Genomic DNA, 12235 nt, shown 5'->3' on the forward strand with positions numbered 1-12235 from the left:
TTCGGGAGATCTTGCCGATAGACCATATATTGAGTAATCCCAAGCTTTGGGAGTATTGGACTCTTATATAGTGCTAATCGGTATATATCCTAGGTTTGGATGTTGATGCTCATAAGTCATTCTAAAAACTCAAAAAAGAGGCAGATTGGTGCGCGATAAATTTGACACTGGGCACCACACACAATTTTAATCATTCAGAATGTGATAAAAAAAATAGCCATCAAAAAATACATCTCAATGGCTATTTAAATTCATAAAACTAAAGCTACACCGCACGAACCACAAAGTAATTCTTCTTCCCGCGTTGCAACAAAACAAATTTATTTCCCACTAAATCCTCCGCTTTCAAAACGAAATCTTCAGTCACTTTCTCTTTATTTACCGAAATTGAGTTTTCTTTTAAAGCTCTTCTTGCCTCTCCATTTGAAGCAAAAAAACCTGTTTTTTCATTCAACAACGTCACAATATCCATTCCCGCATTTATTTCCGCTAGAGCAACTTCCGCCTGCGGAATCCCTTCAAAAATTTCAGCCAACTGGTTTTCGTTCAACGTCCTCAAGTCGGTCATGTCTTTGCTAAAAAATGCCCCCGAAGCAAAAATAGCACTTTCTAAATCTGCCGATGAATGTACTAAAAGCATCAATTCTTCGGACAAACGTTTTTGTAAAATCCGTAAATGAGGTGCTTCTGTATGTTCTACAATGAGTGCGTCAATCGTAGCTTTATCTAAAAATGTAAATATTTTAATATACTTTTCCGCATCCACATCCGAGGTGTTCAACCAAAACTGATAAAACTTGTAGGGTGATGTTTTATCAGCCGTTAGCCACACATTTCCACCTTCGGATTTGCCAAATTTCGATCCGTCTGCTTTTGTAATCAACGGACACGTCATTGCAAATGCTTTGGCACGTTCCTCACCATCCACATTCATCCGTCGCACCAATTCGGTTCCTGTGGTAATGTTTCCCCACTGGTCGCTTCCGCCCATTTGCAACAAGCAATTGTATTGTTTATGCAAATGGTAAAAGTCATAACCCTGAATCAACTGGTACGTAAATTCTGTAAAACTCATTCCATCTCCAGCATCTCCAGAAAATCTTTTTTTGACCGAATCTTTCGACATCATGTAGTTTACCGTAATTCTTTTTCCTACATCTCGGGCAAAATTAATAAACGAAAAATCCTTCATCCAATCGTAGTTATTCACTAAAATTGGCGCATTTTCGTCCTTGGCATCAAAGTCCAAAAACCGAGATAATAGCGCTTTAATTCCCGCCACATTTTTATCCAATGTTGCTTCGTCCAGCAAGTTTCTTTCGTCCGATTTCCCCGATGGATCGCCTATCATTCCTGTAGCACCGCCAACTAAAGCAATCGGTCGATGGCCAAAATTGCGCAAATGTTTCAATAAAATAATTGGCACCAAACTCCCAATATGAAGCGAGTCGGCAGTTGGGTCAAACCCAATATATACGGTAGTAGCTTCCTTCAATAATTGTTCTTCCGTTCCCGGAATAATGTCCTGCACAAGACCTCTCCACTGCAATTCTTCTACTAAATTCTTCATTTTTACATTTATTTGGGGGCAAAGATAAGGATTCAAAAACCAATTATCACCCTAAAAATACCGACTTTTTGGAGCAAATCGCTCGGGCATTCTTGGTTTCCATGTTCCCGCTTTTCGATGCAATCTGCCATCGCTCGTTCCTCGCACTGTCAGGATTTCCGCTTCAATCGGGGCTAGAGCAGTTTCTAAAGGCTTCTTTGGAATCGTACGGGATTTTTTTTGAAACCCCTCCGAAAGGTCCGAATTGGATGCTGATTGAACTGGCTTTACGCCTCAACAAGGTTTTTAAAACCTTGTAGGTGTACTTTTCACTAAACAAATACCTACAAGGTCAAAAAAAGACTTTGTAGAAAAAAAATCAAGACACAAATCATCTTGCTCCACAAAAAACGAGAACTTTTGCAGTACAAATGGCTCTTTTAAATTTTCTTTTACTACAGTTTCTTTTTCGGCAAATTATCAATCGCTTCATCCGTGGGTTCGATAATATCAATGCGAGGTTCCATCAATTCCTGCTTGTTGGCCAATGTTTTATTGAGCGTTAAAACCAATGCGGGAAGCAACATCAAGTTGGACAACATTCCAAAGAAAAGTGTAATAGAAACCAAACCACCTAAGGCAATAGTGCCGCCAAAGCTGGATAACATAAATACCGAGAATCCGAAAAACAACACGATTGAAGTGTAAAACATACTCAATCCCGCATCGGCAAATGTGGCAAAAACCGACCTGCGAATTTTCCAATTGTTCTTCTTTAATTCTTCGCGGTATTGTGCCAAAAACCGGATCGTATCATCGACCGAAAGTCCAAAAGCAATTCCAAATACCAAAATCGTAGAAGGTTTTAAAGGAACACCCAAATAGCCCATAATTCCAGCGGTTAAAAGGAGTGGAAGTAAATTGGGAATCAGCGAAACCAAAACCATTTTGAACGAACGAAACATAAATCCTACTAAAAAACAAGTCAGTAAAACAGCAAAAACAAGTGAACTCATCAAATTGTCGAGCAAGTAATTCGTTCCTTTTTGAAACACGTAGGCTTTTCCGGTGATTACAACATTGTATTGCTCTTTCGGGAAAATTTTCGCAATTTCTTTTTGCAGTTCGTCTTCGATTTTTTGAATGTTTTGACCGCTTTCGTCGCGCATAAATGTGGTAATTCGAGCAAATTGTCCGGTGGAATCCACATAGCTTTTCATCACGTTTTCTTTGCTGTTTTTGCTCGTATTTTTAGCATACGAAAGTATAAAACTTTGCTCTTGATTGGTGGGTAGCTCGTAATACTCGGGGTTGCCATTGTAGTAGGCTTGTTTGGAATATTTGACTAAATTAACAATCGACAATGGTTTTGAAAGTTCGGGAATTTCATTGATTACCGTTTGTAACTCGTCCATTCTACGAAGTGTAGAAAGCTTCATAATTCCCTTTTTACGTTTGGAATCAATCATAATTTCCAACGGCATTACACCATCGAATTCTTTTTCGAAAAACAAAATGTCTTGAAAAAAAGCCTCTTTTTTTGGCATATCTTCAATCAAACTGCCTGAAACTCGAATTTGATAAATACCAATAATACTGAGTACCAAAAGAATAATTGAAATGGTATAAATCGTAAAACGATTGTCCTTGATGTTGCGTAAAATCCAGTTCATAAAAGCACTCACCGATTGGGAATCTAGGTGTTTTAAATGACGCTCACTCGGCGGTGGTACATAACTGTGAAATATCGGAATGATGATCAAACAAAGTAAAAACAATCCCATAATGTTTAGGGAAGTGACAACGCCAAATTCAATCAGCAAATCATTATTGGACACAATAAATGTAGCAAAACCTATAGCTGTGGTAAGATTGGTCATCAAGGTTGCCATTCCAATTTTAGTGGTTACACGTTGCAAGGCTTTCGCTTTATTTCCGTGTGTTTTGTATTCTTGGTGGTATTTATTGGTCAAGAAAATACAGTTCGGGATCCCAATAACGATAATTAAAGTGGGTACTAAAGCAGTTAAAACTGTAATTTCGTAACCCAACAACCCAAGCGTTCCAAACGACCACATTACGCCAATAATAACGATTACTAGAGAAATTAAAGTGGCTCTAAAACTCCGAAAAAAGAAGTAAAAAAGCAGGCAAGTAATCAGTAATGACATTCCGATAAACAAACCAATTTCGCCCTTAATCGTTTCGGTATTCATTGTTCGGATGTACGGCATTCCCGATACACGAAGGTCGATTCCGGTTTTTTCTTTGAAGGTTTCGATTTCAGGAATTAATTGATTCAAAATAAAATCCTTTCGAGAAGGAGTGTTGACAATGGCTTTGTCTAAATAAATCGCTGCTCGAATGCTTCCCGATTTTTTATTGAACAAAAGTCCTTCGTAAAAAGGTAAATCAGCAAACAATTCCTGTTGGATTTGCTTTAAATAAGCCGGATCTGTAGTTTTTGAATGATTTACAAAATCCTTTAATTCGAAGGTTTGTGTAGCGTCGTTTTTGGTTAGTTTTTTTAAATTGCCTACCGAAAGTACCAGTTCGGTTTCGGGATTGCTTTGCAATTTTTGCATCATTTCTTCCCAAGCTTTAAACGCTTTTGGGGTAAATAAAACATCCTTTTTGAGTCCGATGATAACTAAATTTCCTTCTTCGCCAAACTTGTCCAGAAACGCATTGTACGCTACATTGACCTTGTCGTCGGCTGGAAGTAGGTTGGCTTCGGTATAGGTAAAACTGATATTTTTCCATTGCAATCCCAAGAAGATTGTGATGAGCATCACGAGGGACAACATGAGTATTTTATTTCGTAGGACAATTCGGGCGACGAGTTCCCAAAATCCCAAACTAAACCATTTAATCATCGGTAGTATTTTTCGAGTGCAAAGGTAAATAAATTGGCTTGTTTTAAAGGATAAGAAATGTATTTTAAAAGAAAAAGTAGAAAATGCGATGAAGTCACGAAGTCGCAAAGATGTAAAACATGAAGTATTTAAATCTTCGCAGTACTTTTTAAATCAAACTTTGCGTTTTTGTGTCTTGGTGGCGAAAAAGAAGAAAAAAAAGCCTTTAGATGCTGAATTATCCCTGACAGTAGCGGTATCCTTTTCTTATCTCGTTTTTTTACGAGACAAGAAAAGATACAAGAGAATGGCAGGAACATGGCTTCTGCAATGCCAAAAGCCGTGATCCTGAAAAGTAAGAAAATGCTATCTTTGTACATTAAGACATTTGTTATGAACTGGATTTTATTGATTATTGCGGGTTTTTTTGAGGTGGGATTTGCGACTTGTTTGGGTAAAGCCAAAGAAACCTCGGGAAGTGTTTCGGGCTACTGGATGGTGGGATTTTTTGTGTGTCTTTCCATCAGTATGTACTTGTTGTATCGGGCCACATTAACCTTGCCCATTGGGACTGCTTATGCTGTTTGGACGGGAATTGGTGCTGTAGGAACTGTTTTGATTGGCGTTTTTGTATTTAAGGAACCCGCGACGTTCTGGAGAATATTTTTTCTTTCTACTTTAATAGCCTCGATTGTTGGATTGAAGTTTGTTTCGAATTAAAATCCGAAATCAAATATAAAGGTGGCTTTGATGGCAATATTATCGTCAAATCGAACGAGCTGGTTGGGTCCGTAGCGAAAGAAGCCCGAAATTCCAAAACCTTTAAATATCTGATTGAGTTCGACACCGCTTTCCATGTAACCACGCTCTAAGGTTTTGTAGTTGATGCCCAAATGTTGTTCGGGATGCTCCATAATTCCCCAGCCCAGTCGGGAAACCATTACTAAGGATGGTTTGACTTTCTTAAACAGCGTAACGCGTTTGAATCCGTGCTTGATTTGAAAAAACGCATAACTGCTGCTGAAAAACTCATTAAAATACATGGTTTCAAAACTGTTTTTACCTGAGATGGTAATGCGTTGCAAAATTTGGTCTTTGTTCAAATTATTCGGCGACGTGTTGTACAAATGCGTCAACGGAATCGCGCCAACGCCGTGTCCAATTTCCGAATAGAACGTGGTTTTCTGGCCGTTGATGTATTTTTTTTGGATGTCAATTCGGAGGTCGAATTTTGTAAAATCAAAGTCATTTCCTACCAATCCGGGTAAAGCTTTGGTAATTTGGAACGTAAATTTGGGGTACTTTTTCTCGATTTCTAATCGTCCAGAAGGCGTTAGCATAAACGCGCTAAACGGGTTCCACTGGACTGAGGCCATAAAAGTGGTTAATGTATACTGATTATAGAGTTTGTTGTTGTAATTAAATGTGTAGTCGAAACTCGGGTCTATTTTGGACTGGCTCAACTCCCATACACTTTCGGTTTTTGGGATAATTCTGGTTTCGATGTAGCCTCGAAGCTGTTTGTAATTATAAAACGTACTGACGTTGATGGGACGTGGATCGTAGATTTTAAAAATGCGTTTATCGACCGCAAAAGCGGTACTTGCAATTTCGCGGATATCATCCGTATAGGATCCGCCGACCCAGGTATTGGAGGCTTTGCCCAATCGCAAAGCGCCACCGTATTTGTATTTCAATTGTTCGTCTTTGAGTCCGTACGCGAGGTAACCGTCTAATTTGAAGATTTGGGATAATTTTTCGTTGGTCACACCGCCTAATCCAAATCGGAAACCTTCGAAATTGTTGTATTTGACTAAATACCGCAAATCAATATCCAAATAACTCACAGGAAGATAGCCGTCTAAAATTCGGCGACCGATGCTCAATTTTCGTTCAATTCCTTTCGAAATAGCAAGGCTGTCTAAGGATTTATAGGTTTCAATACCTCTAAAATCGAGTGTGTCTTTGCGGTTTTTTTGCCAAAAAATACTGTCTTTGCTAATGGCATCGTCTTTAACTTGTATGGCAATTGAGGGTCGGGAGATGCGAATGGGTTGGTTAAATGTATGTTCGTAATAAACTGATTTCGAAACGAGTTCCACGAAATCCGAAGTAACCTTAGCACGGGCGTTTTGAAAGTCTTCAAAATCATCGCCTTGAAATTGAATTTGTCCCCCTAAAATTTTAATATTTTCGTCGTTATTTCCCTTCACGATTTTAAATGTTCGGGCATTGGGAAACCACAGCTGTTCTTCCGGAAAAAAAATATAGTCGTGGGTGGCGCTGACATCAATTAAATTTTTTATCCGCAAAACTGCTTTTGCAACAGCATAATTTTGCGTATCGATGTATAAAATTCCGTGTAATCCATTTTCTTTTTTTTGCTTTTTATTGGAAAAAAGCAGCATGAGTACTTCTCGATTTTGGATGTAAAGGGTGTCCAAAATTTTAAAAGAATAATCCTGCAAAGCAGTGTTTCCCAAAGGGCCATTGTACGTGTTCTCTAGTAAATCATACTGATTTTCATACACCGAAAACGACTGTAATTTCAGGCCGATCAATTCGTAAATAGGTTTTTTGAAGCCAGCCATTTTGATTGCCTCGACCGTTTCTTTAAAATGCAGTCCATCAAACTGGTATTTGGAAATTTTCTCGGTTTGGTAAATGTGCTGCTTGCTGATGATTTTTTTGAAAATATAATCAGTTGAATCTATTTTTACAAACTTTTGAACGCCGCGTTTGGTTTCAAAAATTGAGTCCAATGTTCCGTTGATTGAGTCGGGGTTGGCTGTGATGATTAATTTATTGTAGGCTTTAAATTGAAAAAAGTTCAGCTTTCGTTCGGGGTCGTTGGCTTTTTTATTTTGAAGTACTTTTTTGATGATACCTACTGCGGCATTTTTAGCAACGGAAACTGTTTCCAATTTTTCGGGAATCGGATTCAGTTTAATCAGAAGATTTTTGGGCGTATTGGTCGTCCACTTTTTGGCTTCGTATCCCACATACGAAACGGTAATGGAGTCGTTGAGGTGCATGTTGTTTACCGTAAAATTTCCGTCTAAATCAGCAATGGTAAACGAATTGGGTGTAGTAATAGATGCAAATGGCAATGGTTTTTTTGTAATAGCATCGACAATTCGGCCAGTGATCTCAAATTGAGCTTGGACGGTACATGTGAGGAAGAAGACCAAATAGACAAGGTGCTTCATAATGTTTTGAAAAAACAAGTATACGTAATGTTCTGTTGACAAAAGTAGGGTACTTTCGAAAATAAATCCGCTCTTTTAAGTGGATTTTAATAATAGCGTTTTTTAGATTGTGTTTTTCAAAATGTGGGTGCTGCTGGTTTTATGTGTGATTTTCTCTTCACTAACCCAATCCTCTCGCTCTTTTCCATTCCATCAAAAAAGCAGCTACAAATGCATTACTACATGTTTATAAACCAATTTTTATATTACCTCACCAAACTAAAATGCCCTCGTACAAACCGTCCGCTTTCAAATTCAATCACGTACCAATAATCCGTTGCCGGAAGTGGATTTCCGTTGTAGGTGCCGTCCCAACCGGCGTCTTTGGGATTAAACAATTTAAGCAATTTTCCGAATCGGTCAAAAATGCTGATTTTTAGATTTAAAGTCGGATCCAAGAATTGAATGTTCCAGAAATCATTGTAGCTGTCGCCATTTGGAGTGAAATATTTGGGAGCTCCTAGGATGTAAACGGTTTCTTCTGCGGTCGAACATCCCTTTACATCTTGTACGGTAATATGGTAAATCCCAGGCGCTAATCCCGAAAAAAGCGGTGACGACTGGAAAGCGCCATCGTTAAGGCTGTATTCGTAAGTTCCTAAACCAGTAACGAAAATTTCAATCGAATTGTTTTCGGACAAATCCGTAACTACGATATTTTCAATCGTTGCAGCATTCGACGCCGTTACCGTAATTGTTCGAATAGTGTTGCAACCGTTTTGATTTTCCACTGATACCGTATAAATCCCTTCCTGATTTACGGTAAGAGTATAACTCGTTTCGTCAGACAAAACCATATTGTTGAAAAACCAAGTGTACGTGTAATCATTTTGGGAAGATGGATCAATCAAACCCGCATCAATAACTATCGAAAAGCGTAAATCATCGGTACAAATCAGCTCGTTTTCGGTTAAATGAATCACGGGATTTTGGAGTACAATTAACGGAATAAAAACCTCTGCCATGCAATTGGTGTTCAAAGGATTAGACGCCTCGGCACGAAGCGTTTGGGTGCCACTTGCATACGGATTCGGTAGCGGACTTGGTAATGGTGTATTATTTTGGTCAAAATAACTAACGGTCATCCCTGTTTGTCCTCCTAAAATTTCAGTTTCAAATTGACTGGTGTCAAAAGGAATTTGTCCATTTTGCTGTTGGGGATCGATTTCATCATCGCAAAGTGAAGTTAAATTTACCGGAATCGCAAAAGCTTCAGGCAAATCATCTACGGTAAATGAAATAGCGGTGGCATAATCGCATTGTTTCCCAAAATTATTTTTGACCTTAACATTGATGGTTTGAGAAGCAGTTGTAAAAGGATTTGGCAACGGACTCGGCAGTGGAGCATCATTTTCGTCAAAATAGAAAACACTCACGTCCGTCAATCCGTTTAATAATTGGGATTCTAAATTGGTAGTGTCAAATGCTAATATTCCATCGTGGTTATCGTCACAATCATTTAGCGTTTGTGGCAATACAACGGGAAGCGGTTCGACATTTAAAGTTATATGGTGGCCCAATCCCAAACATTCATTTTTCACTTGACTGTCCACCCGAACGTAAATATTTTGCGTTTCAGGATAACTTGTGTTGGTATAATTCGAAATGTCGGCAATGGCATTTTGTTCTGCCAATGCATCGGCCAGATTTCGATAATACGTAATGTCCAGTAATTGTCCTGGAGGATACAAATCTTCAATTTCGGCCGTTACACTGCTAAAGTTAAATGTAGCAATTCCGTCTGCATTACTTCCTGAAACACTGTCGTCACAAACCTTAAAAACTTTCTGAAAAGAAGCGGGAATCAGTGTGGTAGAAACTTGAATGGTAAATGGAGCAGTCGAAAAACAACCAAATACGTTTTCTACTCGTGCAAATAAGGATTCAGAACTCACCGTTTGATTCGTGTAGTTGGTGTTTTCTATGATTGCATTTTCATTATTTTCTGCCTCTGCAAGTGTTTGATGAAACGTAAAAATCAAATCGGTTGGGTCAGTCACCAATAAAGTTTTTACTTCGTTCAAATTGAATGCACTAAAACCATCATTGTTGTCGTCGCATTGTTTAAGGTTGATTGTAGCGTTATTCAACACGGGAAGCGGATGAATGGTAATGTCACGGCTGTTGATTCCCGAGCCATTGGTTCCAATAACCGTTACGGTAACGGTGTAATTTCCGGCTGCAGCATAAACGTGTGTTGGACTCAATTCCGTCGCGCTTTGACCATCGCCAAAATCCCAAGTAGCACTCGTGATATTCTGACTTGAGTTGAATTGAAACGTTGTATTTTGTCCTACACAAGCATTTTCTAATTGAATAGCAGGTGTAAAGAAAAAGGAAGTTATAAAAGGTTGAAGGGCTTGTCGGGCTAAAGTTCCAAATGCCAAAGGTTGTCCGGTATGCACATAATTACATAAAACGCCATTGGCTTCGGGATCATTGATAACTCCTAGAGCACTGCTAGTTGTGCTGCAATAAATTTTATTGTTTGGCGCAAGCTGTAATGCAAATAAAGTCGAAACCACATTGTAAATAACCGTTTTAGAATTAGATACATTGGAACTCAATAAATCAAATTGCGAAAGCTCGAGATTGCTTTCCGTAGCCACACGATAGGTGGCATAGAGTTTTTCAGACGAAGACGAAAATTCTACACCATAGGGTTGAACATTGGGAAGAACAACAACCGCATTCGAAACTACTCCTGAAGCCACATCAAAATCATAAAGTTCAATACTTCCTGTTGCAAAAGCTGATCCACCAGCTTCACTTCCATTTTGATTGTGTGCGACTGCCAATTTAGTTCCGTTGGGAGAGGCTTTTAAATAACCGATCGAATTTCGTCGGTAACCAGCTACACCAATATTAGGGCCAATGGTTGAAACTACGGGACTCGCAGTTACACCCGTTGCATCGACTTTAAACGCATAAAATTTGTTGGTAAAATGTGTAATCACCCAAACACTGTTGGTGCTCGAATCACTTACGGCAGTTATTTTTTCCGAACATTTATATTTTATTTCCGAACCGTTGGGGTCGGGATTATAAGTAACCAAATGGTTGTTTTTACTTACCACATCGCCAATACTTCCGTTGGAGCCAATTACCGACAAATCGACAATCGAATAGTTGAATCCGTTGTTGAAACCGTCATCGCCAAGCGGAACGTTGAGGCTGTTTTGGTCTTCATAAGTTCCTACAAATCCATTGGGATACACGGCTGCATTTTCTTGATGCGGTTCGTCCACCGTAAAAATGTAAAAAATCGTGCTACTGTTGGGTTTGGGGATAATAATTCCCGATTGTGTGCTCGAAGGATCGCCAAATAAGTTGATGCCGTTGGGCATGATCAGATGATTTCGATCCCAAACCGTTTTGCCATCGGTGTATAAAAGTAAATTACCGTTGATGTCCGAAATGGAACTGCAACCTTCGTTGGTAACGAGTTATCCATCCGAAAGCGGAACAACCGAACCATCAGGCATAAATTTCAAGCCCGCATTTTGGCCAAAATACCAATTGGTCGCTTCTCCCTGCGCTTTGAGAGCGATGGAGGTCAACAGCAAGAACACAATTAGTACGTATCTTTTCATTTGGTGCCCAATAATTAAAAGGCTTAATTAGTTGAGCTAAAGATACATATTATGTCATTAATTTCGAAAAATGGGAGTAAAATTGCGAATATTTTGTAAACATTTGCATCATAAAAATAAGCTTACCGTAACTGTAATTTAATTATAATTAGCGGTAACTATAAAATATTTTACATTTACCGCTGATTATAAAATAAAATTAAGGATTATTTTTATGTTTATGGAGTTAGGTGTAATCTACAAAAAGTAATTGATTTTCAGTAAATTGAAAACAAATATACTCAATTTTCCTACAACATCTGCATCAACTCCAAAGCCCGTCTTACCGATTTTACATTGTCAAAGGTCAATAACAATTTCAAACCTTTTGGGGTTTCTTTTTCTTTGACTCGGGCTATTTTTGGGTTGGTCTGTACAAATTGCAATACTTTCGTAAATTCTTTCGATTGATAATAAGCTGATTTTCTTATAAATGCGTTATTTCTGAATCAATATCTACTCTTGAACTCCAAAAAGCGATTATGTAAACTTCATCAGAATCAAACAAATAATAAATGCCGTACGGGAATTTTTTAAGCCAAATAACACGAATAGTTTTGTGTCGAAACTGAAAACTCTCAGGATTTTTAGCAATTTTTAAAAAACAATTTCTTATCTCTTTCTCAAGGTTTATAGCTAAGTTTTTGTTGATTTCTAAATAATAGACAACAGTTTCTTCTATTTCAATTGCTGCCGTAGATTTAATAACAAGTTTTTTAAAGCTCATATTTAGACTTTATTTCATCTAAAAAAACAAAAGCGTCCAAATCGGAATCTTCTCGATTTTGATGAGCTTGAAGTCTTTTGTCTAACTCACTCTTTTGTTCTTGTGTTAAATCTGAAGGATTTAATTCCGTCAATACAAAAGACTTCACTTTTTTTAGTAGTGAAATATCATTGATGTTTTTAAGTAAATCAATTACTATCGACTTTTCCGTTTGAACACTCATT

The 12235-nt window shown here is 38.2% G+C and carries 9 protein-coding genes; 2 read left to right on the plus strand and 7 right to left on the minus strand.

Annotated features, from left to right (window positions below):
• Window positions 1-265: 265 nt before the first annotated feature.
• Window positions 266-1570: a tyrosine--tRNA ligase gene (gene tyrS / locus ACIQ2X_RS00510; RefSeq protein WP_396176913.1), complete on the minus strand. Its 1305-nt coding sequence runs from the start codon at window positions 1568-1570 to the stop codon at window positions 266-268.
• Window positions 1571-1638: 68 nt separating this feature from the next.
• On the opposite strand from tyrS, the gene ACIQ2X_RS00515 reads away from it, so the two are divergent.
• Window positions 1639-1869, plus strand: coding sequence for a hypothetical protein (locus tag ACIQ2X_RS00515; protein WP_396176914.1), 231 nt, complete (start codon window positions 1639-1641; stop codon window positions 1867-1869).
• 135 nt (window positions 1870-2004) lie between these two features.
• Here the strand turns inward: ACIQ2X_RS00515 and ACIQ2X_RS00520 are convergent, their stop codons facing one another.
• Entirely contained in the window at window positions 2005-4425 is a 2421-nt protein-coding gene (locus ACIQ2X_RS00520) for an RND family transporter (protein WP_396176915.1), read from the minus strand.
• A gap of 372 nt (window positions 4426-4797) precedes the next feature.
• Between ACIQ2X_RS00520 and ACIQ2X_RS00525 the strand changes: the two genes are divergently transcribed.
• Window positions 4798-5124, plus strand: coding sequence for a DMT family transporter (locus ACIQ2X_RS00525; protein WP_396176936.1), 327 nt, complete (start codon window positions 4798-4800; stop codon window positions 5122-5124).
• Here the strand turns inward: ACIQ2X_RS00525 and ACIQ2X_RS00530 are convergent.
• The 5 genes from ACIQ2X_RS00530 to ACIQ2X_RS00550 all read right to left on the minus strand — a co-directional run bounded on the left by ACIQ2X_RS00530 (window position 5121) and on the right by ACIQ2X_RS00550 (window position 12234).
• Window positions 5121-7613, minus strand: a complete 2493-nt coding sequence (locus tag ACIQ2X_RS00530) for a DUF5686 family protein (RefSeq protein ID WP_396176916.1) — start codon at window positions 7611-7613, stop codon at window positions 5121-5123. The two genes, ACIQ2X_RS00525 and ACIQ2X_RS00530, sit on opposite strands and share 4 nt — an antisense overlap.
• A gap of 245 nt (window positions 7614-7858) precedes the next feature.
• The gene (locus tag ACIQ2X_RS00535) at window positions 7859-10999 is read right to left on the minus strand and encodes a T9SS type B sorting domain-containing protein (RefSeq protein WP_396176917.1); all 3141 of its coding nucleotides are present in this window, start codon (window positions 10997-10999) and stop codon (window positions 7859-7861) included.
• A 99-nt stretch (window positions 11000-11098) separates the two neighbouring features.
• A complete protein-coding gene (locus ACIQ2X_RS00540; protein WP_396176918.1) occupies window positions 11099-11245 on the minus strand; it encodes a hypothetical protein in 147 nt (48 codons plus the stop codon).
• Window positions 11246-11711: 466 nt separating this feature from the next.
• A complete protein-coding gene (locus tag ACIQ2X_RS00545; RefSeq protein WP_396176919.1) occupies window positions 11712-12011 on the minus strand; it encodes a type II toxin-antitoxin system RelE/ParE family toxin in 300 nt (99 codons plus the stop codon).
• On the minus strand, window positions 12001-12234 hold the full coding sequence (locus ACIQ2X_RS00550; protein WP_396176920.1) for a hypothetical protein: 234 nt from the start codon (window positions 12232-12234) through the stop codon (window positions 12001-12003). The genes ACIQ2X_RS00545 and ACIQ2X_RS00550 overlap by 11 nt, the downstream gene beginning before the upstream one ends.
• Window position 12235: the final 1 nt, after the last annotated feature.

The sequence above is a fragment of the Flavobacterium sp. genome, from assembly GCF_044368625.1.
Classification (GTDB): Bacteria; Bacteroidota; Bacteroidia; order Flavobacteriales; family Flavobacteriaceae; genus Flavobacterium.

Coding starts and splice junctions, on each gene's coding strand:
- tyrS (WP_396176913.1), bottom strand. CDS start 1,570: ATGAAGAATTTAGTAGAAGAATTGCAGTGGAGAGGTCTTGTGCAGGAC.
- ACIQ2X_RS00520 (WP_396176915.1), bottom strand. CDS start 4,425: ATGATTAAATGGTTTAGTTTGGGATTTTGGGAACTCGTCGCCCGAATT.
- ACIQ2X_RS00525 (WP_396176936.1), top strand. CDS start 4,798: ATGAACTGGATTTTATTGATTATTGCGGGTTTTTTTGAGGTGGGATTT.
- ACIQ2X_RS00530 (WP_396176916.1), bottom strand. CDS start 7,613: ATGAAGCACCTTGTCTATTTGGTCTTCTTCCTCACATGTACCGTCCAA.
- ACIQ2X_RS00535 (WP_396176917.1), bottom strand. CDS start 10,999: ATGCCCAACGGCATCAACTTATTTGGCGATCCTTCGAGCACACAATCG.
- ACIQ2X_RS00540 (WP_396176918.1), bottom strand. CDS start 11,245: ATGAAAAGATACGTACTAATTGTGTTCTTGCTGTTGACCTCCATCGCT.
- ACIQ2X_RS00545 (WP_396176919.1), bottom strand. CDS start 12,011: ATGAGCTTTAAAAAACTTGTTATTAAATCTACGGCAGCAATTGAAATA.
- ACIQ2X_RS00550 (WP_396176920.1), bottom strand. CDS start 12,234: ATGAGTGTTCAAACGGAAAAGTCGATAGTAATTGATTTACTTAAAAAC.